The organism is Clostridium sp. AM46-21 (assembly GCF_003480025.1).
GTDB lineage: Bacteria > Bacillota > Clostridia > Lachnospirales > Lachnospiraceae > Coprococcus > Coprococcus ammoniilyticus.
The window spans coordinates 36,051-61,884 of sequence record NZ_QUIB01000019.1 but is presented as its reverse complement, the minus strand read 5'-3'; the positions used below and the strand labels follow the sequence as shown (position 1 = coordinate 61,884).

At 36.4% G+C, this 25,834-nt stretch carries 22 protein-coding genes; 2 read left to right on the top strand and 20 right to left on the bottom strand.

The window, feature by feature from the left end:
- Positions 1 to 21 precede the first annotated feature (21 nt).
- The 12 genes from DW959_RS12400 to DW959_RS12350 form a co-directional block, all read right to left on the bottom strand.
- Positions 22 to 1,032: a hypothetical protein gene (locus tag DW959_RS12400; RefSeq protein WP_117821973.1), complete on the bottom strand. Its 1,011-nt coding sequence runs from the start codon at positions 1,030 to 1,032 to the stop codon at positions 22 to 24.
- A gap of 2 nt (positions 1,033 to 1,034) precedes the next feature.
- Positions 1,035 to 3,122 carry a protease Lon-related BREX system protein BrxL gene (gene brxL / locus DW959_RS12395; protein WP_117821974.1) on the bottom strand — a complete coding sequence of 696 codons (2,088 nt, stop codon included), beginning with the start codon at positions 3,120 to 3,122 and terminating at the stop codon, positions 1,035 to 1,037.
- Positions 3,123 to 3,137: 15 nt separating this feature from the next.
- Positions 3,138 to 4,802 (bottom strand): AAA family ATPase, encoded by a 1,665-nt coding sequence (locus DW959_RS12390; protein ID WP_117821975.1) that lies wholly within the window; start codon positions 4,800 to 4,802, stop codon positions 3,138 to 3,140.
- 27 nt (positions 4,803 to 4,829) lie between these two features.
- The gene (gene pglZ / locus DW959_RS12385) at positions 4,830 to 7,376 is read right to left on the bottom strand and encodes a BREX-1 system phosphatase PglZ type A (protein WP_117821976.1); all 2,547 of its coding nucleotides are present in this window, start codon (positions 7,374 to 7,376) and stop codon (positions 4,830 to 4,832) included.
- A 179-nt stretch (positions 7,377 to 7,555) separates the two neighbouring features.
- Positions 7,556 to 9,037 (bottom strand): RNA-binding domain-containing protein, encoded by a 1,482-nt coding sequence (locus DW959_RS12380; protein WP_117821977.1) that lies wholly within the window; start codon positions 9,035 to 9,037, stop codon positions 7,556 to 7,558.
- 45 nt (positions 9,038 to 9,082) lie between these two features.
- Positions 9,083 to 9,790, bottom strand: coding sequence for a hypothetical protein (locus DW959_RS12375; RefSeq protein ID WP_117821978.1), 708 nt, complete (start codon positions 9,788 to 9,790; stop codon positions 9,083 to 9,085).
- 9 nt (positions 9,791 to 9,799) lie between these two features.
- Entirely contained in the window at positions 9,800 to 10,957 is a 1,158-nt protein-coding gene (locus DW959_RS14725) for a BREX-1 system adenine-specific DNA-methyltransferase PglX (protein WP_243023400.1), read from the bottom strand.
- Positions 10,942 to 13,326 carry a BREX-1 system adenine-specific DNA-methyltransferase PglX gene (pglX, locus tag DW959_RS12370; protein WP_243023399.1) on the bottom strand — a complete coding sequence of 795 codons (2,385 nt, stop codon included), beginning with the start codon at positions 13,324 to 13,326 and terminating at the stop codon, positions 10,942 to 10,944. Before pglX ends, DW959_RS14725 begins: the two co-directional genes overlap by 16 nt.
- A gap of 25 nt (positions 13,327 to 13,351) precedes the next feature.
- Entirely contained in the window at positions 13,352 to 16,942 is a 3,591-nt protein-coding gene (gene brxC, locus DW959_RS12365) for a BREX system P-loop protein BrxC (RefSeq protein WP_117821980.1), read from the bottom strand.
- A gap of 13 nt (positions 16,943 to 16,955) precedes the next feature.
- Positions 16,956 to 17,543 (bottom strand): DUF1788 domain-containing protein, encoded by a 588-nt coding sequence (locus DW959_RS12360; RefSeq protein WP_117821981.1) that lies wholly within the window; start codon positions 17,541 to 17,543, stop codon positions 16,956 to 16,958.
- Between the two features lie 2 nt (positions 17,544 to 17,545).
- Positions 17,546 to 18,145: a DUF1819 family protein gene (locus DW959_RS12355; protein WP_117821982.1), complete on the bottom strand. Its 600-nt coding sequence runs from the start codon at positions 18,143 to 18,145 to the stop codon at positions 17,546 to 17,548.
- A gap of 20 nt (positions 18,146 to 18,165) precedes the next feature.
- Positions 18,166 to 18,375 (bottom strand): helix-turn-helix transcriptional regulator, encoded by a 210-nt coding sequence (locus DW959_RS12350; protein ID WP_022262498.1) that lies wholly within the window; start codon positions 18,373 to 18,375, stop codon positions 18,166 to 18,168.
- 407 nt (positions 18,376 to 18,782) lie between these two features.
- Here DW959_RS12350 and DW959_RS12345 point away from each other — a divergent pair, with 407 nt between their 5' ends.
- Positions 18,783 to 20,066 carry an IS30 family transposase gene (locus DW959_RS12345; protein ID WP_242997285.1) on the top strand — a complete coding sequence of 428 codons (1,284 nt, stop codon included), beginning with the start codon at positions 18,783 to 18,785 and terminating at the stop codon, positions 20,064 to 20,066.
- The gene (locus DW959_RS12340) at positions 20,059 to 20,286 is read left to right on the top strand and encodes a hypothetical protein (RefSeq protein WP_008399884.1); all 228 of its coding nucleotides are present in this window, start codon (positions 20,059 to 20,061) and stop codon (positions 20,284 to 20,286) included. The genes DW959_RS12345 and DW959_RS12340 overlap by 8 nt, the downstream gene beginning before the upstream one ends.
- A gap of 482 nt (positions 20,287 to 20,768) precedes the next feature.
- On the opposite strand, the gene DW959_RS12330 is transcribed toward DW959_RS12340, so the two are convergent.
- The 8 genes from DW959_RS12330 to DW959_RS12300 form a co-directional block, all read right to left on the bottom strand.
- A complete protein-coding gene (locus tag DW959_RS12330; protein WP_117821983.1) occupies positions 20,769 to 21,443 on the bottom strand; it encodes a hypothetical protein in 675 nt (224 codons plus the stop codon).
- A gap of 46 nt (positions 21,444 to 21,489) precedes the next feature.
- Positions 21,490 to 22,311: a zinc ribbon domain-containing protein gene (locus DW959_RS12325; protein WP_181983866.1), complete on the bottom strand. Its 822-nt coding sequence runs from the start codon at positions 22,309 to 22,311 to the stop codon at positions 21,490 to 21,492.
- Positions 22,312 to 22,339: 28 nt separating this feature from the next.
- Complete coding sequence (locus DW959_RS12320) at positions 22,340 to 22,999, bottom strand: vWA domain-containing protein (protein ID WP_117821985.1); 660 nt, start codon at positions 22,997 to 22,999, stop codon at positions 22,340 to 22,342.
- Positions 23,000 to 23,086: 87 nt separating this feature from the next.
- Positions 23,087 to 23,719, bottom strand: a complete 633-nt coding sequence (locus tag DW959_RS12315; RefSeq protein WP_117821986.1) for a hypothetical protein — start codon at positions 23,717 to 23,719, stop codon at positions 23,087 to 23,089.
- Between the two features lie 15 nt (positions 23,720 to 23,734).
- Positions 23,735 to 24,895 (bottom strand): hypothetical protein, encoded by a 1,161-nt coding sequence (locus DW959_RS12310; protein WP_117821987.1) that lies wholly within the window; start codon positions 24,893 to 24,895, stop codon positions 23,735 to 23,737.
- Between the two features lie 2 nt (positions 24,896 to 24,897).
- Positions 24,898 to 25,365 (bottom strand): hypothetical protein, encoded by a 468-nt coding sequence (locus DW959_RS12305; protein ID WP_242997286.1) that lies wholly within the window; start codon positions 25,363 to 25,365, stop codon positions 24,898 to 24,900.
- A 15-nt stretch (positions 25,366 to 25,380) separates the two neighbouring features.
- Entirely contained in the window at positions 25,381 to 25,554 is a 174-nt protein-coding gene (locus tag DW959_RS14240; protein WP_181983867.1) for a hypothetical protein, read from the bottom strand.
- Positions 25,555 to 25,565: 11 nt separating this feature from the next.
- On the bottom strand, positions 25,566 to 25,826 hold the full coding sequence (locus DW959_RS12300) for a uroporphyrin-III methyltransferase (RefSeq protein WP_117821988.1): 261 nt from the start codon (positions 25,824 to 25,826) through the stop codon (positions 25,566 to 25,568).
- Between the last annotated feature and the right edge of the window lie 8 nt (positions 25,827 to 25,834).

The following is a 25,834-nucleotide window of genomic DNA, read 5'->3' as shown; positions in this document are numbered from 1 at the left end:
ATCCTGCTCAAAAATACGCCATCACCCTCCATGAGTTGTCGAACCTACCACTTTAATTTCTAAATTATTAGCCAAATATTCATCATACACATTAGATAAATCTTGTGTTATTCTTTCTATTTCTCCAGTAAGAGTTCCTCTTTTTACAATATCAAACAATTTCTTTCCTTTTTTGTTGACTTCATTGATAGCCAAATCACAATATTCCATTTCTTCGCACTCGTCACTATGTAATATAACATCCTCAAAGCTTGGAAATGACACTATTTCATCTATGGCTTTATCTTTAAAACCAACCTTGTCCAATTTATATTTATCGGCATAAAACATTGCTGTTATCAAAATAAGATACAAACTCTGATATATTTTTTTATTTCTGTATAAAATTGTAGCTATCAATAATTTCATTATTTTTATGTATGTATAGCATTTTATGTTTATTATCTCAATATTTTGTTCTTTAATTGCCTTGTCAACTATTGCATACACACCTGGAAACAATCTGTCTATATTCTTTTCCAAAAAATCATGTTCATCTATTTTCACAATTTTCTTAATCAGATTGTCTTCCACATTTTTTTCATCAAATAATTGTTCAGCATTTTTAACTATTTCATCTCTTTCAGTATTATCAGATAACACATAAGCATATGAAAGAACATTAAATACATCATCCTTCAATTGATTCCAATCAACAAAATCTATATTCGCCGATATAAGTTCTTTTGCCGTAAAAAATAAATCATCATTTTCATATCCGACGCCAAATATATCTGCCCATTGATAAACTGCAACAATTGCATCTTCAATATTCGTTCCATATTCATAGTGAAATATTTGTGCTATTCTATATGCCTCTTGTTTTGTCAGAGATGTCTTTTTTGCAATTTCTTCCTCTATTCCTAAATCTACTGCTAAAGACATAAGATTTTTGACTTTTTTATCTTCATATAAATCAGCTATTATAGCTTTGAGTATTTTTTTATTTGATAAATTCTCTCTTATCATCTGCTGATTATCAATGTTTATCATATCTACTCTACTCCTAACGCTTTATACACTGCCTCTTCTGGCGAAGAATAAAATATCAAGCTAAACGCTCCCACCAAATCAGACGGAACAGTACCTAAATCTGCTGCCGATGTGATTGGAAGCAGAACTTTTTTTGCTCCACTATCAAGGCATACCTGCAATGTACTTGCCAAATCTTCTACCTTAATAAGTGTTCCACCGATACTAATCTCACCAAGTACCGCAAGACTGCTGATTGGAGGCTTGCTAAGTGCCGCCGATGAAATAGCAATTAGTGTAGGAAGTGCAAGATTTCCCGTCATTCCAAGTCCCTGCATATCCTGATAATTGATGATATAATCCTTAGTTGTTGTACTTATTGAACCCGATATTGCATTGCCATTTGCCTTCAGGTAATTAAATGCTGTATTGGTAGCTTCCTTTGGCTCTTTTCCGGAACCAATACCTGTGCAAGTCAATTTTCCATTTCCCGGCATCATCTGCGTTTCAAGACGATAGCAGCCTATCATTCCAGTCTTTGACTTTGATACTGTATATAAGCATCCCGGTTTGCCCATACCTTCAGGAATCATCTTTCCGCCGCCCTGCTCCGGTACAGTTACAAAATGCTCATCAAAACTATCATTGTCTATGTATGAGAAGTTCACATCATAGAACTCCATTCCACCAATCTTCTTAAGCTGCTCTTTTACTCGCCTACGAAGTTCAAGTGAAATATCCATAATCTCTGCAACTTCATCCTTGCTGACTTCTCCATCCGGATAAATCAATTTGATAAATCCGGAAATCAGCTTACGAACAGCAATTGCATCTCTCTGATTTAAGTTATTTCCTAATTTGAAATACTTCTCTGCTATATTGCTGTAATTATCCTTACGAAGCTCACGCATAAACTCTGAAAGATAATCTGTGATAAATCCATAATCATTTGTAAATGAATCCGGTCTGTACTTAGGGATCTCCCATCCCGGTATATATGCATGGAAACGGTCAAGGAACGCAGTATCAGTACCCATTTCAGGAGGAAATGGATCAAACAGACTTGATGTCTTCTGCAAAGTCTCCACACTCTGATTGATATTACCTACAAAGACCATAGATGCTTTTGCCTGTATCTCAGCCTTGCCACGGGAAAATGCACCTGATGCCATGTATCCCTTCATAATCTGGATACCATCTTTATCCTTAAACTTGATACCGGCAACCTCGTCAAATGCTACAACATCCCACATTCCGACAAGACCGACTGTATTGTTAGACATGTTATAAAACAGATTTGCAACAGTTGTCTGTCCACCAGCTACAAGGATACTGTTTGGAGAAATCTGCTCATATATGTATGATTTACCTGTAGAACGAGGTCCCAATTCACACATATTAAAGTTGTTCTCAACAAGCGGAATCATACGGGCAATCAATAACCATTTAGCTCTGTCAGAAAGCTTGTCCGGTTCCATACCAGTAGATCGAAGCAGAATATCCATCCACTCTTCCTTAGTAAATGCCTTACGACCATTCTTTACTTCATCCATATCCACATGCGGCATCTGAATCGGTGTCAGCTTTCTGATACGGATAGGCTGTGTATTCTTCTTGTCTTCCTCAATAAACTCATAATCAAGCTGAAGAATACACCAGATACCGCCACAAAGCAGGCGGTCATAATCTTTTACATAGTCAGCACTGATAGGAATATTCTTAATTCCAAGATTAGAGAATGTTGTCTCATATCTGTCTTCCTTGGTATTGAGTACTACTGTAATCCTGTCAATAACTGTATAACTGCCTCTCTCTCTAAGAAGCGACAATATCTTCTGTGCCTCATCTGGACGAACATAGTTATCACGCAGAATACGCTTCACATTGTCTACTCCCTCGTCAATAATCTCCTGATCATCAGAATTACAATACTGTCCGAGAAGATATTCCAATACATAGACCGGAACATTTGCTCCTTCACGAATTGATTTGGTCAAGTCCTTACGGACTATACGACCATCATAATATTGGCGGAGTTTTTTCTTGATAATATCTCTAGGATTCTCAATATCATACGCTTCCTTAATATTTATATCAGTGTATTTATCCATAATTACCTCCATATTTTATCTTTGAGATAGCATATTTTCTAAGGCATTGACTAACGCATCGATTGAACCTCTTTTATGCTCATCTAATACTGAATCCGCATCTTCTACAGGTATCAATTTTGCGACTTCCATTTTTACCTTTTTCTCAACAGCATCTGTCCATCGTTGTCCTTGAGATAAAAATACAGCCTTTACTCTATCTGACCATTTTTTACTATTTCTAAATGACGTCACTCCTAAATCTACCGAAAATTTATTTCTTATCGCCTCTATATAAAAATCTTTTTTAAGACAATCTTCAAACTCTGATATATTATTTCCATTACATATTGAATACTTTACATCACTTTCTGATAGCAAACCTTTTTCAATTGCCTTTTCCGCGGCATCATACCCTGCTTCATCTGCATCCAGAAATACAAAGTATCTGCATACATAAGATCTAAGCCTAGATAGTTCATAGTTTAAGTTTGTCGCTCCTGCAAGCGGTTGTATCACCAATTTATTTTTTATAAGTGCATCTTTTATAGTAGGGCTCAATGATGATAAAATTTTATTTAATGCTATCTTATCATCCTCTCCTTCTACTACCAATACATGACTTGCATTAATCAAATTATCCTCTGGTAAAACACCTAATAATTCTCTAATCTCCTTAATATTTTTTGCTGGTTTAGCAGTGCCATGATCTACAATAATATTATTTGATATATTATTTCTTTGAACGAATAACGGATTATGCGTTGTTATAATTACTTGATGATTTTCTGAAATACCCTTTATTACATTTACTAAGCTATGTATGGCTTCTGGATGCAAATGTGACTCTGGCTCTTCTATTGCAATTATTGATGCACCTATCTCATTTTTCGATTCCTTTAGTATCGCTAATGATACTAAACTTTTTATTCCATCTCCCTTATAAAGAATACTTGTTGGCGTACCATCATTTAGAATTACATCTACATCGTTTCTAAATCCGCGCCATACTAATCTTCTTCCTCTAGATCTTATTTCCACGTTTGTAAGCTGTGGTAAAAATTCTTGCAAAGGTGCTAATATTCTATTTGCAATATCGTTATATACTGCTTCTTGTAAATTGTAAATTGTTTGTTCTGCGGATTTATACTCTTCATTATCATATAACTTTGATAACTCTGTAGATATTAGTCTATGTATAACATCCATAGCCATATCTTCTGTTCTTACTGCCTGTATATAATTAATGGCAATTCTCTCACATATAAATGCAGTTACTTTTTCTGATTTATCATTAAATGAAGAAGATCCTTTCTTTGGAACTGTTATTTTAGCTCTATTATCTCGTCCATATTTAAGTTCAATCGGTATATCCTCATTACTTCTAATTCCGGTTGTCCTAAAAAATTCAGTATTTTCATCATGATTCAATCTAAAATTCAATCTAAAAACAGAATCTAGGTTATTCTTTCGTTGTTGCAATTGAACTGGAAAATCTCTTTGCCAATCATACAAACGTTCATGTACATTTGCATGATTAGCATGTTGCATCATTGTTTCCATCGCAACATTTAGTGCCATAAGTATGTTAGATTTTCCTTCATTATTTCTTCCAACTAACACTGTAATATTTTGAAGATTTATTTTATGTGCCTTTGTTATACTTCTATAATTTGTAACTGAAAAATTTACTAGTTGCATTTTTTCAACTCCATATCCTAACGTAATTTAAAACCCAAAATCATCCACAAACGCAATATCAATCATAAACTCATACTGCTGCAAGATATTCTTCTCATCATTTGCATCTGCCAACACAAGATAATACTTATCTCCATACTTATATTCTCTTGATTTCAAAGTGAACTTCTCATGGAAGGTTCTCTTCTCCGGTGCTTCTTCCCTGCTATTTGCAATCATAGGTACATCAAATGAAATCTTTTCGCCATCTTCCGTAGTAAAATAAGCCACGATGCTTCTTGCTTTCATGGTGTCTGTGACTTTCTCTGTCTGGATAAAATCAAAGTATGTAATAAGATTTGTCACCTTACGGGTAACAGATGTCAAGACAACATCCACATAATCGTATGCCACACCTCTGGTATTCGTTGTAAGTTCAATGACTGGAACTATCATCTCCTGCAAGGACGTACCACCATGTACATAGTTCTGTCCACCTCCGGCAACCTTGAAAATATCTGCTCCTATCGGAGTATCTACATAGAGTTTATTAAGATACGCCATTGTTCTTGCCATGATTCCCTGCTCATTTACTGCATCTTCTGTAATAAGGAATCTCTTGTTTGTATAAATGCATTTATCCTTTGGATATGACACCTTGTCAAACTCCTGTAATCTGTCTCTCTTATATAAGAAGCCATGATCTGCAGTAATAAAAAACTTTGGTGCTGATACATAACCAGTCAGTTTCTTAACCAACTTATGTATCTCTTCTATAGCCTCTGCACAAGCATTAAAGACCTCATTCTCACTTGCTGGCTTATCTCCTCTTGCATCCACCTGATTGTGATAGATGTACACGATATTCTTGCCCTGAATCAACTCCCTGATTCGAGTCTGATTAGCATTTACCACTTCATCAAATGACAAAGCCACATTATTTTCATTATAAGATTTCAGTATCTTGTCTCTCTGCTCCATACTTGCACACGCCTGTCCATCAACAGTCACATTCAAGTTGCCATCCACCTGCATCTCTTTATGTGGAAGCAGGCTCGCCATTCCTACTGATGTAACAGAAGGCAGGCAGCTAAGCATACACTCCATCTTCGGTGTACACTTCTCATCTAATTCCAATCTGCCGAAAAGTTCCTTTGCACACTCATACCGAAAAGCATCGGAAATAATAACAATGACTCTCTGCTTTCCATCGTAGCCTCTAAGATAATGCTTATAGAAATCTTCCTGCTTAGGCAAGTCTGTAGCATTCATTACCTCATTTGTGAAATTTTCATTCCACTTCGGTGTTATCTTCTGCAAATATGTATTCGCATAAATATTCTCTACTCTCTGTCTTACATCAGAGAATTTACTGTTATCTTCAATTTGGTCATATGCATAATAAAACCATCTATAATATGAATCTATCAAATAGGACTCTTTCTGATAATTTGCAACCAATGTCTTAATATCACTTGAAAATTCCATAAGTGATACAGACTTCATCATCAAATACGCATACTTGATAGTCGTATATTCATTCTTGTATCTTTCGCTATAATGATATGCCTTAGACATTCTCTGATCAGCTACCTGTGCAATGTTAAGTCCATCAATCTGTGCATCTAAAATCTCATCATTTAACTGTTCCAATGCCCAATCAATAATAATGTCATCTAACCCGGCAAAAGCATCACAAGCGAAAACATCCGCCAACTGGAGAGAACTGTCTTTTTTCTTCTCTACATCTTTCTTTAATCCATCCTGTATTCTGGTCACAAAACGCAATGATTTATCTATTCTATCTACCAGTTTGTCATAGTCATCCCGATAATTCACATTGTCCATGATATTACGGATAAAGACCACAACATCATTGCGTTTCTTAAGAATATAAGACCTCATTGCTTCCGGGACAGTAGCTTTTAATGTAGATGATGCATAAGTTAATATCATGCAAGCAGACAAATCATCTATGTTTGGCTTGTCTGACTTATATCCAAAGAATTTTTCGCAAAGTTCCCAGAACTTGTCGGTCAATCTATTATCATCCAATGCCTTAAAATACTTCTCATTGTCACCGAGCATCATCTGCTTAACTACTTCCTCAAAATTTGGAGTCTTTACATCCGTGAGTACAGCAATCAAACCAATATCAATTGTCTGAGCATTGTAATGATCAATTCCAAGTTCCTTGAACTTCTCAATACGATGTTTATTTTTCCAAAAATTGCCATACTGTGATAAATGCTCCTTAAAGTGATTATCAATACCAATCTCCTGAGACATCTGCGATACTCTGTCTGTATAATAAGGTGTTGAGTAATAATACATATCTGCGAGAGGATTCTCTGCATCACTTGGCTTTGCAAAGGCTGCATAGACAAGATATTTACTCTCTTTATCCTCTTCGTTTAATAGATACTTTGAATAGAGCCAGTTTGTACCATCAAGAATGTGCAGCTTTACATCACCAAGCTGCAGTTCAGATACCTCATCCTCATATTCACCTTTATCATCAAACCAGAATATAATTCTTGTCTCTGACTTGGCAAATTCTGTATTTAATTGATCCTGTATGTTCTGTAAATCCATATTTCACCTTCTAATCCATTTGAGCAGATAGTCTCTGCACAAATATTTTTATTCAGCCTATGCTAATAAGTGTCCGATAAATGATCACTATTGGTCACTTATCGAACACTTTGTATCCGATAACCCCCAAAGTGTCCGATAGTGTTCAATAAAGTGTTCGATAAATAGTAAGGTGACCACTAAATCACATATTTAGTTGCCGGTCCATTTCCAATCTTCGTAATCAATCCTTTTTCTATCATCTTATCAAGTAATTTTCTTGCTCCTGTCTTTGACTTATAACCACCTATATCAGCAGCTTTTTGGGAAGAAATACTTCCATTCTGCCTGATATATTCAAGTATTTTATCTTCTTTTGACACAACAGTTGCTTTTTCCTGATTTGTATTTTCATTTCTGATATCAGCAGCTCCCGGAATATATACCACTTGTCCAACTTCAAGCTTTAATGTTACTCTATCACTGCGTTCTGAGAAATCAAATTCCGGCTTCTTCCAGTTTTGTTCTGCCCATGCAGTCATAATCTTATCGACACCACTTCCGGCACGCTCACCGACATTTACAAACCCAAACATTTTTAAGATATTCGGATTTCGTGGATCACTATTGCCACCTGCATAAAATTCCTCTTTCGTCACCCTGATAGTACCTGGATTGGAAATGCTAAGTTCTTTACCCTTTTTAACAACGAGGATTCCTCGTCTACCATAATAATTTGCATGTGCTAGTGCATTTGCCAATGCTTCTTCCAATGCATCATGCACATCCACTCTGTCTACACGATATCCATTTCGCCTATTTGCAAATGGAACTGCTACATCATCGTCCATTCTGGTGCGCACCTTGCAAAAGAAATCATATATATTACCGCTCCAATCACCTTCGTTTGAATGTGTCCGGAATAACCAGCGTACAGCTTTATCATCACATTTCTCACGATAATCCAGAAAATAGTTAGGAAAAACTTCAGTAATATGATAAGCCTCTCCAAAGAATAAAAGTCCTGCTATCGTTGGAGATAACGTACCATTTTTATTCTTCGCTGCTGCCCTTAATTTCATAAGGAACTCGTCATTTTCCAAAGCATTCCATGGATGACCACTGTGAAGCTGTTCGAAAATAATTCTATAGCCTTTTATCGTATCCTGATTCAGCACATCCAATCCAAACTCATCCAGCACTTCCACATCACCAGATACATCTCTCTGGTCTGCAAACATAGCCCGGACTGCCTCTTCGGTACAAAGGAAATCTCCTTCATAATCTCTCTTGTAAGTACCCTTCATCGGATCTGTCCCGATGTATACCGGCTTATCATGTCTGTCTGCTGCTGGAACATCAATTCTTAGTATTTTCTTTTCTCCGACAGCCACAGGTCTGACATGATGATTCAGTAAGATGTTCTTTGATACTTTATTTCTGTCATTCAATGTACTCCAAAAGTCTTTCTGATATTTAACAATCTGCTTGTCTGTCAGTCCTTCAACAGTAAAAGAATCTCTGTGTTCCCTAATTCCAAGCAGAATCGTGCCACCATTTGTATTTGCAAAAGAAGAGTAAGTCTCCCATATGCTCTCTGGGAGTCCACCAGTTGCCAATTTACATTCTCGCTCATGATTTTCTCCAAGATTCAACTCGTTTAATATTTCCTGCTTTATCAATAATAAAACCTTCCTTTACTTTAAAATAATTGGTCACTTTGTCATTTATAACTCATCATCTTCAAATAAATTATTGTCTAAAAAACTTCGTACCAGTTTTCCAAATTCAGTTATTCTTACACATGGCTCCCTATTCAAGTCAAAAGCTATACTTGGATCTTCCTTACTTCTAATTCCTGAAAATATATCATCTATGGCACTTGTTTTACTTGGTGATTCCACTTCCATCATTAGTCCGTAACCAATTAATCTTTCCGTAATATGATAATCAATGTCGCCTTCATCCATTATTATCAATGCCTTATAGTCTGCAATAAAAACCCTTGAATTTAGGTCAGATAATTCACAAAATACATTCCAACTAATTTTTCCATCTATATATGAAGCATACATTCTCGCTAATATACCAGACTTAACAGTATCAATATTACAATCCAATAGATAAATAACCCTGCTAAGCTCTTTTTCTGCAAATTTAGGATTTTCCATTTTTTTCTTATAAGCTTCTACTTTTTCTGGCGATATAGTGTTTCTCTGGAATTCATAAACAAATCTCAAAGTTTGCTTGAGCAAATTTCTGTCTCTAATAGCCACTCCTGTCTTGCAAAATGCCACAATAGATTTTGCAATTGGAACCTCCGCCAATATATCATTGTTAATTGCAGCATCTATACCCATTTCTGAAAAATCTAATGCTATATCCTTAACATTGTCATTAAACAGTGTATTTTTAAAATCAGGTACTAAATTCATATGTCACCTCTATATCTTTGCCAACAAATCTACTTTTAATGCCTTCTTACCTTCCTGTGCCACTTCCACACCTTGAAATTTCGCATAATTCACCTTTACACCATCATCCAAGTCAATCTCGATTCTCTGATTGGCTACATGAGCAATTGCTTCGTCATATATCTTCATCTCTGCAAGCTGCTTTGTGTACTTTGTCACCGCCTTTGTAGCCTTAGATTTCTCTGATGATGTTGTTGCATTATCAATAGTATACTGGGCACTTTGCATTGCGGTTTCCACATATTTCTGTGCCTTGTGCAGATAATCTGTTCTTACTCTGCCGACTGTGTCTGCATCATAACGATGCATATAAATAAGTGCTTTAAAGCCATTTTGTTTTCCACTGTCAAACAGCCAATAAATAGGACGCTTCTGATACATTTTTATATGATCTTTAATGAAATCGGTTACAAAATATTCCCTTATTATTTCACGTCCTGTTTTTCCTTTATTTCCAAGTGCATTAGCAATATATTTAAGATTATCTTCCAGAGTATCCTCGCCATATACCAACTTGAGCCACTCACAGAATTTTCCTACAATATCATCTAAGAAATACTCTTCATCGGTAATTGGTATGCAATTATCTTTATCAATAAAACAATCATCATTCAGTATTGTTTTACCTATTTGCGTTAATCCTCCTTCGTTAACAGAATATCGTCCAAACATACATCCAACTGCATATGAAATAAGTCCTTTAATTTCTCTTTGTAAATCAGCTCTGTGTACTGAAATATCTTTCTCATCTACCTCAACACTTACCTCACCATTTAGACCATAAATATCAGTAAAAATCTTATTAAGTTCTTCTTCATTATTTTTCAAACTAATATAGCGAACATCACATTCTCTTGTCCATATATCAAAGGCTTCCTTAATTGTTCTTACTGAATACTTAACCAATGGGTGTTGTTTAAAATCCCATGAGATTTCAAAAGAATCCCAATCTTCCTTACACATTTCAATATTCTCTTTTACAATTTTCTCTACCCTGTTCTTATACTGATTGCTAATAATTATAGGTACTCTTGACATAGGTCCTTCGTGATAATCAAGTGTTGGAGATAAAACAAGCAACATATTACTAACAATTGAAGTATTCATCAAACCTAAAATATATAACAAATTGTTTCATCTTTCATAAAGCAAACAGACCCTTTACTCTCAAACAAAAAACCTTTCGGACTATACCTCATAGATAATTTACCGCTTGTTAATGAACTCCATGTCATACCCTGTCTAAAATAGAATTGTGGATTTCTTATAACCGAACCTTTAAATTCCGTCATTTCTTTTCCATCAAATTCCCAATTTGCTAAATAGGTGTTATTCCCATACCATCTTCTAAAAGCTCCTCCTTTATTGCATGGAAACCACTTTTTATTGGACTTACTTGCCTCTTCTCTATCTGCCATGTTGAATCCAATTTTTGTAAAATCCACTTCATGCCAAAATCTTAGAAAAGTATCATTGTTTCCTGTTGCAAATCCTTGTTTTGGATATCCATAATCCTCCAATAAAGATGATGAAAAAGCTTTTAAAACCTGTTCTCCAACCCAATATGCAATAGGTGTTCCTGGAATTTGCATAAAATCTTTCTGATTTGTCTCATAAAAATAGCCACACTCTTTATTGGATAGAGCCTCCAAAACTTTTTCTTTTTGAACTTGCATTCCACCTTTAAAGTCTGATAATCTAAAGCACAATGAGCTTTCATTCGATTTTTCATTTTTCAACACAAATGAACAGATCGGTACAGTTGCTTCTTCAAATGCGGAATATTCCATTTGAATCAAGGATGTTATATGTTTTGAATTAATTATGTATCTTCTTAATGCTTCATACGTTTTTATAAACATCCAAACAAACGGAGTCATAAATGCAGAATAACCATTTGCCTTACAATATCCAAAATTACGATATATGAATACACTAAACAAATCACCCGAATATTCTTTGTAATAATCAATAACAAATTTTTTCAGCTGTCCTTCCAACTTATTCATGTAAGGTGGATTCGTGCAAACTACCGCATATTTATTGCTCATAATTTCAGCTTGTTTTGTAAGTTGAAACATTAATGGAAGCGTTCCATTAAGCCATTCTGTTGATAAAAAATTAAGCTGTCCTGCACTTTTCTCAATATCATTTAGGTACATTCTAAAAGAATCGTAGTCTTGCTTTTCTATTGTTTGTAATGTTCCTATTTCACGAGCATCTTTGTAAGCCTTTACAAGATAATCACCAATTTTGTTTTTTTCTTTATTATTTGTTAAACCGTCACATTCAAATTTATCTATAGAATTACTTTCTTCTGCAATTGCAAGATGGTTTTTTATTCCCTGTGTAAGTGCTCTTCGATTATAACTACGTGCTTTCATCATTACTGCAAAATATGCTAACTGATACGCACGTTTATCAATATCCATACCAAAAATATTATTTTCAACAATATTTAATGCAGCATCTCGATCAGAATAACCTCCCTCTCGATAGATTTCCATAAGTACGTCAAATGCATATACAAGAATATGTCCGCTACCCATACAAGGATCAAAAAATGTCAAATCTGCAGGACTTACCTTTTCATCAACATACTGTATCTCTCCATTTTTAGGTGTAACAAAAAATTCCAGTTTCTCCGCCAATTTACTCTGTGGATTTCTTTCAATCCAATATCTGCCCAAAGAATTGTCTACCATATATCGTACTACCCAATCAGTAGTAAACAGCTGAGTTGCTGCTGGTATATCATCTTTCTTTATTGTACCTTTGTAAATATTGACAATTTCGTCATGCTTCTCCGAAATATAATACTGATACAACCATCCTATTATTTCTACTTGTCCCTCTTTTTCGACATTAAAATCATCTTCCTCAATATCATGAATAAGATGATAAATTATCCCATCTTTATCCGTATATGAAAGTGTAAGCAATGGTTCCATATAATCTTCATTGCCTTCAAATAAACCTGGTAATACCTCGTGCAATAAATTACACTGTTTAAGGAAAAGCTTTCTAAACAATTCATCTTGAGAACCATTCATCTTGGCATCAATGATTTCTTCTCTTTCTTTATCCGTGAAATCCCAGTCAATATCCGGAGCCATTGTTACTACATCTGGCTCATTCTTTCCTTCTTTTTCAGAAGAAAGCACACGAACTCTTACAGGATACATATAGTCGTTCACTTCCATAAAACGGATAGCACAGATTCTGTTAAACCATGTATATGCCACTTCTTCCACTACTGCTTCAAAGCCTCTTGCATGAATCTGGTCTACCAGTTTTCTTCTCTGCTCACACTGTTTTTTGTTAAGTGTTACCTCTGTTCCTGCTGCTGTCTTGTATACCTCAAAATCTGCACCTTTTGTGATTGCTTCACTGCAATTATCCTGTGTAATTCCAAGCATACCAGCTTTATCCGTAACGGATGCTATCAGCTTATTTCTTGCATCTATTGCAAATTTCTTAATTGCATTTTTGTTCATGTGCTATATCCTCCAATCAAGCTTATCAGCTCAATGTAATTATTGTGTCTTCTTCCAGTTCATTCATAAGCTTCTGCTTCATCTCGGCAAGAAACTTATCAATATCCTGTTCTGTCTCTATCGAATATGTTCTAGCCCCTGCCACATTGCTGATGGATACATTCTTACGTCTCTTTGTCTTTACTTTCGTAGGTGCAGGTGTAGGATTAATCGGATCTTTACCAGGTACTACCGGTGTAACAGGTGGTTCCGGTGCAGGCTGATGTGCCCTCTCATATTCATCTATCTCATCCAGACACTTGATTTTTAAAGTATCACTTTCCAGCTTGATATTCTTAATTGCAGCAATATCACTGGATGTTCTGAGTTTCTCCCAGATTTCATCAAATCTCTGATTGATACGAGGACGGAGCACTTCCGCAAATGGCTTAGTATCCAATACCTCTTTCACTTTAAGGAAGTCGTCATGTACTAATGGATCCATGATAGCTGCTTCCTTTTCAAGCAATTCCATATGAAGCTCTTCAAATCTCTTATTTAATTCCGGTAATCTCTGGATCTTACTGAAAGGCTTGCTGTCCTTTACGATAGTCTCTATCTCTTCGACTACCTTTAACAGCTCCTGGTCACTTACATAAGTCTTGCTGTTTCCAAAATATGCAAGATTCTTTACTGCCTCTTCAAAAATCTTTTTCTGATCTCCCTTAAAGAAATCAAATACAGGTGCAGTATCTTCTGCATCATCAAGCAGGTCATCTCTCTTCTTATCTACTGTCTTGAAGAACTCTGTAGGCTCATTGATATCAAGGATTTCAGCAAGTCTCTTTCCAGCCTCTTCCATCAGTCGCTTGCAAGGATATTTTGGATTGATTCTGTACTCTACAAGGATGTCATCGTATACTTCGACTTTATCCTTTGCTCTGCTCTTGAAGCTGCTCATAATTTTGTCATCATCATCGCTGGATACAGTAAATCCGAAATAATCCTTCATAACTTCTTTTGCGGAGCGAATCTGACCATCCGTTGCTCTTTCTCTGATGTCTATCAGGAGTTTCTCTACATATTCACGCTTTGTAATATATCTGACCAATTCATCCGAATTCGTTGAAAGCAATGACATACTCTGGCTGTTAAGAGTAAGAGATACTCTTCCCAGCTTGAACAGCATTGCAACAAGCCACTGCACATCCTTTGGATCAAATCCATAAGGTGCTGCACCAAACTTATCCTGTAATGACTTGAGGGATGTCTTCATATGTCTGGCATTATTTAATCCAATTACCTGTACCACTTCCTCTAAAGCAAGCTTATTTGGTGTGGTGTCACTTGTGCCAAGGAAGCTCATCTGACCATCACTATGCTTAAAGATGGCACTGATATCTGAAAGCTCCGGTGCTGTCTCCATATAGGTAAGCTTATTGTATTTCATTGCTACAAGCTTACCAAGTGCTTCATTAATTCTTGTTGCTGGCTCCTTAGCTGAAATGGTTGCCTTATCGCCATTTACATAGATGTCTGCATTCTTTAATGCATCTTCAATAAAGATTCGGATTCTGTCCTTCTTCTCAATACGCTCATCCTCCTTTGCCCTGCGGATGCTGTCAAAGCTGCCTCTGGCTCCGGACGCATTTTTATTAAGGAATTTATATATCTTAATGGATTCTGTAATCTCATCAAGGAATGTGCTGTCATTTGGCAGCTTCACAATCACACTGCTTTCCTGCGCTGAGAGCAGACGAAGTGCAGAGTCTGCATAATCTCCGCCATAAGGTGTGATAACTGTCACTCCGATATCGTTAGACTGATTGCCCTTGAAGAATCGGTCATCCACCTTCTGGTTGAATGGGAATAAGTAACGGCTGCTATAACGGTATTTCTTCTCTGTATAGATTTCCTCAAAGATAACTGTAGAAGCCTCTCCGATGATTTCTCCCATCTCTACCGACTCATTATTGATAGCATTATTGATTTCCTGCTCTTCATTAGTCAGGAAGATGTATATTTCACCATTCTTCTGTACAAGCGTCTCTTTAATCAGCTTCTTTAATGATTCTTCAATCTTAGAACGGACTTCAATTCTGTCATCATCAATATTTGAAATCATAAGTGTAGTAAGGTTATCCACATTTGCCTTGATTTCCTTGACATATTTAATCATAAAGAGAACTTTCAAAAGCTCTACATCGAACTCATCCAGCTTACTGTTATTCTCTGCATCTGAGATTACCTGACTGTGCTGGTGGTCAATAAACTTATGTAACGGATCATAGAAGAAGCTAAACGGAACCAATACCCCATCCTCTTTATCCATTACTCTGATTGCTGACTCCTGGAACAGTGCAAGCATAGAACGTGACTGATCAGACAGATGCTTTCCACTTGCGCCATGTGTTCTGATGGCAGTAAGTACCTGTCCCAAAAGATTAAACTGATATGGTATGAACGGATAGCAGTCTGCAAAATCTGCCTTATCTGCATACAACTTCTTGTCTGCTGTATCCGCTGTAAACGTAATAAGATTCTTGATAATAGATTCTTTCTGCTCATAGAAAAGTCTGAGAGTCTGTGTTGCAGTTTCATTCTTTGCAAGCACACGCTTACGGATTACTTCATCAACATTGGATGCAGAAAGAGAAAGTCTTGTATCAAAACGTCCCTGAATCTTAGAGAAATCATTTCCCTTTGTCTTTGTAATAGAATCAATATCCTCCTGACTTGTTACGATAACCCATGCCTTACCTTTGCAGGCTGTTCCAAGGTCTTCCACGATTGTCTGGAGGTTGAGCATAAGCTGTGTATCATCTGCAATATACTGACCGATTTCATCCACTAAGAAGATAACGTGATGATTTGGACCTTTCTTTGCACAATATTCCTGCACAAGTGATACAAACTTCTCGATGCTAAGGTCATAGTTACCCTTTGCATTCTTGCACCAGTTACGGGCTGCCTCCTCACTCATGAAATCCATCTCAACTAATGTCTTTACTACTTTATCCTGAATAACTGCAAATGCCTGTCTCTTTTTCTCCCAAGGTGCTCCTGCATTTGCCTCAAACTTCTCTTTGAACTCTTCAAATCTGCCTTCGTTATCCAACTGACGTTCAAATTCTGCAAGATAAGGTATTGAACCACAATAACCCTGCATCTCATTGAACACCTTCATAAACACCTCTACGATAGCCTCCTTGCCGGAGCCTACCTTTGCAGAACCCTTTGAATCAATATTGAAAAGCATAACGTCTGACTCAATTGTTCCTGCCTTTGTCATCTCTGCAATAAGCATCGGATCTTCTATCTTCTTACCATCTGTAAAATACTCAATGGCTCTTTTACCTTCTACTGTGCTGTTTTTTAATAAATAAGATAGTATTTTTAAGAAGTGAGATTTACCACTTCCAAAGAATCCGGAAATCCAGACACCCATCTTATCTGTATACCCGTCTACCCCTTTTTCATAATTGTTGAAGAAATCCCTGAAATGCTTCAGAAGTTCCTTGGTCACTACATATTCATCTAATTCCTGATATACATTTTCTTCATCCGACTGACCTACTTTAATAACACCTTTGATGTCACGGTCAATCTGCTTTTCAAACATATTTTTAATCTGCATTGTATTTTCTCCTCTACACCAGACGGAATGCCCTGTAATAGTTGTGTGAATCCATCGTTCCAAATAATTTCAAATCCTGTCCGCTATACTCTCCCGGATAGAAAAGCACTACCGGCACACTGTCAAGTACCTGATGCAGGTTATTTAAGATGTTGTGGCTTGCTATTATCGGATGGCACTTGCCTACTCCGGTAAGAAATACCACACTGTCTGTCAAATCTTCCTGCAATATTCTTGATATGATTAGATTCAGCTCATTTGTCTCATCCAGTCCCAAAGTCTCTACAAGGCTGTCTGCCATTTCAAAAAATCCATTCTCTTTTTCCAAATCAAAGAATGCTTCCAGATACCCTTCCTCCTGCAATATCTCAATCATAAGATGAAACAGGTCAAACTCAACTATTCTGAAATCTTTATTTCCGTTGTTTATTCTATCCTTGAGGTATGCTATGTAATTTCTCACATACAGTTCCTCTCTTGGATCATAATCGAATATATAATATCCGACTTCATTTCCAAGTCCTTTATTCTCTCTAAACGACTTATCTGATATTTTGTCTTCTATCTGATTCAGTCTATCATCCAAACTTAACTTTGCCATGCTCAGACTCCTTTCACAGCTTTCAAGTATTCTCCCAGTCCATTTGCAGTCAGCAATTTCTCTGTACGATAGTCAATGTGAATTGGCTTGATTGTTCTTGGTTTTGCACTACTTTCAAGTAATCCCGCCTCAAACATCATTCTAGTAAAGCACTGTTTCAATTTCCGTACTGCTGTATCCGTCCATCCAGCCACCACATCACTCTGCAACGCTTTATCCGAAAAGAATACATTCAAATCTCTGTCTGTGATTTCCTTTTCTCCAAGTCTGAGCTTTTCATCATACACTTCATGAAGAAATTCAAAAAATAATCGGCTATCCATAAGAATTGCAATTAAGTTTAAAATCTTTGCTGTCTCCACATCACAAGCGGTAAAAGCCCGAAGCACTGCTTCCGGTAAAGCAGATACTCTACGATAAGTACCATTCAATACCTCATATGCACGATATTCTGCTTTTACTTGATAGATATTCTCTTCCCAGGCTATCTTGCGGATATCCGCCTTACTATATCCATCCAGGATGTATCCAGCGGTCTTTCTGGACTCCTGTAGCCAAAACAATTTTGATGTAAGTCCTGCACTATATACTAACTCTGCCATTTTGCACTCTCCAACAAGGTTTATTCTTCATCTTTCACAAACTCACAGATATCGCTAATATCGCAATCCAGATATGTAGCAATCTTGAGTAATACACTCATGGACACTTCTCCATCCTTACGCATCTTTGTAAGGGTATTCGGAGCAATATCTACAGCCTTTCTCAAATCGGCTTTACTCATCTTTTTGTCTACCAATAACTTCCATAATTTATTGTAACTTACTCTCATTCTCACACCTCGTGGTTTCTTCTATAGACATGTTATATTTGTCACAATTGAGTAAAAACTCGCTTTTTAAATTATAGTACAAAACGCTTATTCTTGCAATCAAAATAATCGCATCTTCTTGCGAGCTTTGATTATTTTCATTTAAAAGTCATTAGTTTTTGTGAGCGTAAAGTGAATTTTTAAATCGTAAAGTGAATTTTTAAATTCCAGTTTTTTTACCCTCAAAAACAGAAATCCGGAATTTACTCTTGCACATAGTTTTTGTTACAATCTCATATGGTTATCTGTCTGTTGGAAAGGATTACCATATGAGCGAACATAATCAAAAACATTTAACCCTGTCCAACAGGACTTATATAGAATAGGAACTGTTGCAAAAGAGTACTTTTTCTTCCATAGGTGAAGTCTTGCATAAAGATCCTTCTACTATTTCAAAGGAAGTAAAACGTTACTCTAAAACTGTTCCTGCTAAACACAGCTACAAATGCAATCTCTGTAAACATTACAAAGACTGTGATTTATTAAGTAGTGAACTTCATTGTCAAAGTTACCATAATCGCTACTGCTCCTTCTATTGCAAACGCTGTTATCGTCGTAACCCAACCAATGTATGTCCGTATTTCTTGCCTTACAAATGCGATAAAATTAACAAACCACCATATGTTTGTAATTACTGTGAGGATTACAAATCCTGTCCTCTGGACAAGAAAATATATGATGCTTCTTATGCCCAAAGGCAATACGAGAAAAATCTTTATAATTCCCGTAAAGGCATTAACATGACTCCGGAAGAATTGCAGGAACTCAACGATTTAATATCTCCCCTTATCTTGAAGGGACAGCCATTAAGTCATATCTTTGCAGTACATGCTGATGAGATTCCTGTATGCAGAAGAACACTCTACAACTATCTGGATCAGCGTGTGTTTCAGGCAAGAAACATTGATTTACCTCGCCGTGTCCGTTACAAAAAACGGAAGAAAAAGTCCGAACCAAGAAAGAACAAAAATCTTCAACAGGTATATCGTAACAAACGTACCTATGTGGATTTTGAGCGTTTTATGGAGGCTCATCCGGACCTTGATGTTGTTGAAATGGATACAGTCAAGGGTGGACGGGATAAAGGAAAATGCCTTCTCACACTACTCTTTAGAAGCTGTAGTTTTATGATTGTAATACTTATGCCGGACTGCACCCAAAGAAGCGTAATCAAAGCAATAAATGATCTTACCGAAGTTCTTGGCATCAGAACCTTTAAGAAGTATTTTCCGGTAATTCTGACGGACAATGGTTCTGAATTTAAAAATCCATGGGATATCGAAAAGACCGAATCCGGAACCCACAGAACCTATGTATTCTACTGTGACCCTTATGTTTCCAATCAAAAAGGACGTTTGGAAAAGAATCATGAATACATTCGCTATGTTATTCCCAAAGGTCGTAGCATGTATCGATACACACAAGATGACATCAATCTTATGACCAGCCATATCAACTCTACCGCAAGAGACAGCTTAAATGGCGCAACTCCTTTTGATTTGGCTGCCCTGCTTCTTGATGCAAAGATACCAGCTCTTGCAGGACAGGTTAGAATTCCAGCTGACGATGTCTGTCTGAAGCCTTCTCTTATTGAAGACAACGTTTCCAAAAGAAACAAAGCGTCTACGGAAGGTGGTGATATCAATGGCTAAAAAGTACAAAAAGAAGTATAAACGCCTGGAAGAACGCTACGAAATTCTCAATGAACACATGCTTGACATAACGGATGATAATGAGCGGTATCTCAACGAATTACGTTATCTTGAAGCCTTTATAGAATGGAGAAATCTTAATGAAGAATTCCTGTACTTTAAGAATAACGCATATGAAAAGTATGACGAAGATTTACCATTCTCAAGATTAACTTTATAAAACAAAAATACCGTCCAGCAAGTCGATATTTGTCTCCCCAGACAATTGACCCTTGCCAGCCGGTATAATCATAAAAGAAGCAGATAGATAACCACCGAGCGACCACGAAGCGCAAAATCCAACTTCATTTCTGACGTTAGACGGGTGGAATTTATTTTTTCTCAAACTGCTCCAGTCGTCTGTTTGCCATGCAAACAAACAGACTTCATAACACGAATTATAGCACTTTTCAGGGTACTTTTGTATAGGGTATCTTCAAAAAAGTTGCTCAAAACCGAAAATACGAGGTCAAGTCAGTTAGAACTGGAATTTAGTTTTTCATTTGACCTCGATGTGGTAAATAGTAACCCGAGAATCTTGCTTTTGAGTCCTTGCTTTTGAGTCCTTGCTTTTGAGTATATATCGGCGTCGTATAGTAACTAAATTGATAGTTAAAAGGCAGAGTGCTGATTATGCGCTCTGCCTCATAATTATGGCACTAACTAAATAAAATCAATTGCCATGGCATGCCTTTCAGACATATAAGATTCTATCAGTTTTCCAGTCATTTCTGCCTCATAGAACAACTGATCTGTTCCAAGCAAACTCAACAGTTTGTCATATATTGCCAACACAATTGTATACGCAACAGAATTATTAACCTCTGGAATTTTTTTTGCCCGTTCATTCATTCTTTCTATTGCCTCTTGTAGCGTTTCTTTGATTTCATTATCTTTATCCTTATTCATTAAAATAATCCTCATATCTGCTAATACACGGGCAAACATTCTTGTAATTTCTGCCTCTAAAGCTAATTGATTTCTGTTCGCATCAAGCCAATCTGAATATGTTTTATAGCCTTCACATTTAAGCTCATACGCGATCTTATTCTTCAACAAATTTTTGACTGAAAATTTTTTCTTCTCTAAAAATTTTTCCAATCCTTTATAGGTAACAAATATAACTTCTTCCTCTGTATTATCTAATTTTCTTATTTTTTCAATAATACAATATTCTTGTTGCATTACTACTCCTAGAATTCTATTAAATATGTCCTCTTTTAAACCATAACTTGATTGAAATATATGAAGCAGTTCATTAACTCCTATTGCTCCTTTATGTTCATAAATCTGTTTTAAGAAAGCCATTTCTATTTCATACAACAATTTTTCACTCATATCTCATTCTCCAATTAAAATATTTTCTAAGTACCTACACGATTTATCAATCGTCCAGATACAATTCCATTGCCTTATATGCATTTAATGTATTCGTATCAGCATCACTGAAGGTACTTGAATATGTCTGCAAACTGCCTGACGGATCTGTTGCACAGTTGGTAAGTGATATATACGAATCATACAAATCTGATACGGCTTCGTATGCGTCCTTGTATTCATCTGGTGGGTTCTTCAATTTTTTCATCAATGCATTGACTGTTTCCTGATTATCTTCAATACTGCTTATCTTACTGCTGAAACTCGAATCTGCGAATAGATTACCTAATGCTTCGTTAAAATCCGATACAAAGCTTCCTTCGGGTCTGGTGTAATTATCTGTATCATCATCCTTTTCCTCGTAAATCGCATTGCACCACACCTGTTTGATAAGATTTCCCGCTGATTCTGCTTCGCTTGCACCTGTTAACATTGTGTATGTCGCTAATTCAAGATTGCCGTAATATTCCTCTACCTGTTGTGCATATTCTTCTGCCGCTTTTTTCTTCTGATATTGTGTCACTCCAAATGCTGTTGCGCATCCGACCACAAGTAATGCAACCACAATTCCAATAATAATCTTTATCTTCTTAGTCACCTTTACCCCTGTCACCTCTACCTTTTGTGGCTTTTCATCTGTCTCCTGCCCTAGCGTATCATCAACCGGGCAACCACAATTCGGACACTCTGTCATTCCCTCTTCAAGTTCAGCACCGCATTCCATGCAATGCTTCTTCTCTTCCGGTATCAATATTGCACCGCAATGCACACACTTCTTTGCTTTTTCTGATACCTGTTCTCCACAATGTGGACATACTATCATTGCCATAAAATTATTCTCCCTTCTTACATGCCTGCTACCTTTTTCCTGCCTTCTCATGATATTCTGCAATACCATCTGCCCAGTCATCATCAAGTTCTATACTACAGGTTCTGCTTTTTGTAACGCCTCTCACTGCTCTGCCAACAGCCTCGTAATTTAGTGCTACTCCATCATGATCATTCTCATATGTTACTGACCTGTTTCTTTCAATACCAATTTTTTCAGCTTCTTTGCCTGCATCAATATTTGCTCCAAGGAATAAGAACTCCCAGCCACATTCTTTCTTTGCTTCAATCATTCGCTTAATGTCATTGTAATTAAACTCTGTACTGGAATTTTCTAATCCATCTGTAGTGATAACAAATAGTACCTTGCCCGCACGATGTTCCTCCTGTAAATGTTTCTGCACATTGTCAATTTTGTTAATTGCCTGTCCTACTGCATCAAGCAATGCTGTACATCCCCGGACATAATATTCTTTATCCGTCAACGGCTGAACTGCATCAATTGGAAAACGATCATGAATGATTTCCACTTCATCATCAAAGAGGATTGTAGTCACATTAACTTTTTCTCCTTCTTTTTTCTGCCTCTCTATCATCCCGTTAAATCCACCGATTGTGTCACTCTCCAGTCCACCCATTGAACCACTTCTGTCCAAAATAAAAACCAGCTCTGTTAATTCCGCATTCATGTGATTTACCTCCTTCGGTTTATTGTAATCACATTATATCTACGAAACTAACAGAGCTGGTCGCATGATAGGCGACAATTTCTTCACCTACTCAAAAATTGGCTGTCCATAAGCATCTAATATCTCATTAATTTCAAACATATCGTATATCTTATTCTGTAAGAAATAAGCTACGATAATATCTGTCTTTGAACTTCTTGAAAACGCAAAGCCTGCTGAATTTAGAAGATCCTTCGCTTCGTCAATAGATAGTTCTAATGCTATTGCAAACGCAAGCACAGTCTTCTTATTTGGCGTATAATTCACATCTTTTCTGATTTTTGAGAAATGTCTTCGATCCACATAAGCTTTATTATATGCTTCAGAATCAGTCATCCCTCTCTCATCAATTAAACGCAATAGTCTTTTGGAAAATGTCTCATCCATCTGCCCCATAAGGCTTTCTATATTACGGTTTGTTGCCAATGTCGAAGACATAGAGTCAGTTGCTTTCGTTTTCTGCATACTTTCAACATCAAACGATTCTACGGCACTTTCATCTATCTCAATATCTGTATCTTCTTCGGCATCGCATTTTTTTGTTGCTTTTTTCTTTCTAAATTCTGAGATTCTATCAAATATGGACTTCATTTCTTTATCCAGTTTAATATCATCCGGCTTGTCTATGTAATATTTATCTATATATTTTCCGACTGATTCATATAATTTCTGGTCTCTCATTTCCAACTCCTTTATCTATGCCATATTTTCTGCATCTTGTTCTCTTATCCTGTCTAATATTATATCAATACGGCTCCTTTTATCACCAAGCCTCTTCAACATTCCCTCGTCATGATACTTAATATAGCTTACCACATCATAGAACCTACTGGAAGGCAGTTTCTGCTTGTGATAACCTTCAAAGCACTTTTTATGTATTTTTAAAGCTTCATCCCTCCTTTGTCTGTAGTTCTCATGACGGAGTTTTGTCACCCTGTCATTCTGAATATATACAATCCACCCACTGAACGCTGTGCGGATAAACACCATATCTGAGGCAATATTGTAATCTAATCGGAATTTGTTGCAGATCATACTCATATTTTCATCTGTAAGCGGCAATTCTCTAAGATATTCTGCACGATTATTCTGCTTTACACCAGAGTTTACACCCCATTGCAATCTGTTCCATTCATCCTCACAACCACATATTTTACATACTCTGTTTCCCTGAAAAATCACATATTTGGCTGCTCTATTTGTAGCAAGAAAATGATTTCTATTAGCATATCTGCAGCTTCCAGTATGTATTATATGAGTTCTTGGACTCAGATAACATATCTCCTGGTTAGTCCACCTCGTGTATTCCTTATAGCATTTACAAAATAAGTGATACATATAATTTGCATCATGCTTTGAATAGTGAAGAAAGTTTTTCTGATATTCAATGCCCGCCTGTTTCAATGCACGCTCAAAACCAATTTGATTTACTCCATCACTTGCAATATGCATAAGAACTTCTTGAAATACAATAACTCTATGTCTCGGCATTGAATATCCATAAGTGTCCATCCCTCTTTTAAACAATTCATAAGTATCCTTTGTCCAAACCACTACATACTTATATTTTGGAAATGACATCTTAATTTTCCGCAATACTATTTCTTCACTATTTGCCTGCATGACAGATTTTAATGTAGAATGTGATAGTACTAATGTATCCGGATTATATTTTTCTTCTGAACTCAGTCGCATCGTTCCGGAAAATGATTTTTTCAAATTCATACTTTCATCAGTCGCTACCACACCAATCTGAATTGGCTCCCTGTCTTCTATCCCATTTGTTCCCGGTGTCTGATTCCATTCGATATCTACAAACAAATATTCAAATTTTTCCAGCTCATGTTTACCTGCCATACTTACCAATCCTCTTCAAATTCATCCATTGCGTCATCCACACCATCGGCATAATCACTATCCCTGTCATACCGATCATAATCATAATCGCCATCCATGTATATATCATCATAGCCATCATCATATGAGTTATATGTATTGCTTTTCTTTGAGCTACTTGTTCCAGTAGAACTTTTCTTTGTACTGCTGTACGATGATGCATTGCTTCCTGCTGTCGATTTATTGTTATGACTACTTGAAGAACTGCTGCTTGTTGATTTATTGGAATATGATGAACTGCTATGCGAAGAACTACTTCCAGTATAAGGCTTATGCAGATAACAATAACTGCTATTTGTTGCCTGCTTATTGTCACAGCCTGATTTAATGCACTTAGGCTCACTAGCTTCACTAATAGCACCAATAATGTAAAAAATACCTATTACCACCAAAAATACTGTTAATCCTTGTCCAAACGAATTCTTTTTCATATACGGCACCTGCTTTCATTCACCTGCATCTTCATTTATCAATCTTTCGCAATCATCAATTAATATCCTAATTGCTTCCAACTCCATCAGCTTAAATTTCACTTCAATATCCGCCAAAATAACTGTATTGAAATCATTATTTATTGCTTTCAAATTAGCCTGTAGTTTCTTTTCAGTTTGTTGTTTCATCTTGCACTCCTTTAGTCAAAATCATAATCATCCGGATCTAAGCCGGCATCCTCCAATGCCTCTCTTCTTTCATCTGCATCCATATATTCAAACTCTGTTGCATCTAGTCCTGCCAAGGATAACTCATCTTCCAGTTCATCCACCTCACTTGTTTCCGTATCTTCATGACCGAAAACTACATCATCCATTACAGAGTACTCATAAGCATTAAGTTTTCCATCTCCATCAAAGTCAAAATCCGAATCATATAATCTTCCATCTGTTCCTAACATATCCCTGT

Excerpts from the sequence above, each read along its gene's own strand:
- DW959_RS12400 (WP_117821973.1), bottom strand. The coding sequence starts at position 1,032 with ATGATAAACATTGATAATCAGCAGATGATAAGAGAGAATTTATCAAAT.
- brxL (WP_117821974.1), bottom strand. The coding sequence starts at position 3,122 with ATGGATAAATACACTGATATAAATATTAAGGAAGCGTATGATATTGAG.
- DW959_RS12390 (WP_117821975.1), bottom strand. The coding sequence starts at position 4,802 with ATGCAACTAGTAAATTTTTCAGTTACAAATTATAGAAGTATAACAAAG.
- pglZ (WP_117821976.1), bottom strand. The coding sequence starts at position 7,376 with ATGGATTTACAGAACATACAGGATCAATTAAATACAGAATTTGCCAAG.
- DW959_RS12375 (WP_117821978.1), bottom strand. The coding sequence starts at position 9,790 with ATGAATTTAGTACCTGATTTTAAAAATACACTGTTTAATGACAATGTT.
- pglX (WP_243023399.1), bottom strand. The coding sequence starts at position 13,326 with ATGAACAAAAATGCAATTAAGAAATTTGCAATAGATGCAAGAAATAAG.
- brxC (WP_117821980.1), bottom strand. The coding sequence starts at position 16,942 with ATGCAGATTAAAAATATGTTTGAAAAGCAGATTGACCGTGACATCAAA.
- DW959_RS12360 (WP_117821981.1), bottom strand. The coding sequence starts at position 17,543 with ATGGCAAAGTTAAGTTTGGATGATAGACTGAATCAGATAGAAGACAAA.
- DW959_RS12355 (WP_117821982.1), bottom strand. The coding sequence starts at position 18,145 with ATGGCAGAGTTAGTATATAGTGCAGGACTTACATCAAAATTGTTTTGG.
- DW959_RS12350 (WP_022262498.1), bottom strand. The coding sequence starts at position 18,375 with ATGAGAGTAAGTTACAATAAATTATGGAAGTTATTGGTAGACAAAAAG.
- DW959_RS12340 (WP_008399884.1), top strand. The coding sequence starts at position 20,059 with ATGGCTAAAAAGTACAAAAAGAAGTATAAACGCCTGGAAGAACGCTAC.
- DW959_RS12330 (WP_117821983.1), bottom strand. The coding sequence starts at position 21,443 with ATGAGTGAAAAATTGTTGTATGAAATAGAAATGGCTTTCTTAAAACAG.
- DW959_RS12325 (WP_181983866.1), bottom strand. The coding sequence starts at position 22,311 with ATGGCAATGATAGTATGTCCACATTGTGGAGAACAGGTATCAGAAAAA.
- DW959_RS12320 (WP_117821985.1), bottom strand. The coding sequence starts at position 22,999 with ATGAATGCGGAATTAACAGAGCTGGTTTTTATTTTGGACAGAAGTGGT.
- DW959_RS12315 (WP_117821986.1), bottom strand. The coding sequence starts at position 23,719 with ATGAGAGACCAGAAATTATATGAATCAGTCGGAAAATATATAGATAAA.
- DW959_RS12310 (WP_117821987.1), bottom strand. The coding sequence starts at position 24,895 with ATGGCAGGTAAACATGAGCTGGAAAAATTTGAATATTTGTTTGTAGAT.
- DW959_RS12305 (WP_242997286.1), bottom strand. The coding sequence starts at position 25,365 with ATGAAAAAGAATTCGTTTGGACAAGGATTAACAGTATTTTTGGTGGTA.
- DW959_RS14240 (WP_181983867.1), bottom strand. The coding sequence starts at position 25,554 with ATGAAACAACAAACTGAAAAGAAACTACAGGCTAATTTGAAAGCAATA.
- DW959_RS12300 (WP_117821988.1), bottom strand. The coding sequence starts at position 25,826 with ATGTTAGGAACAGATGGAAGATTATATGATTCGGATTTTGACTTTGAT.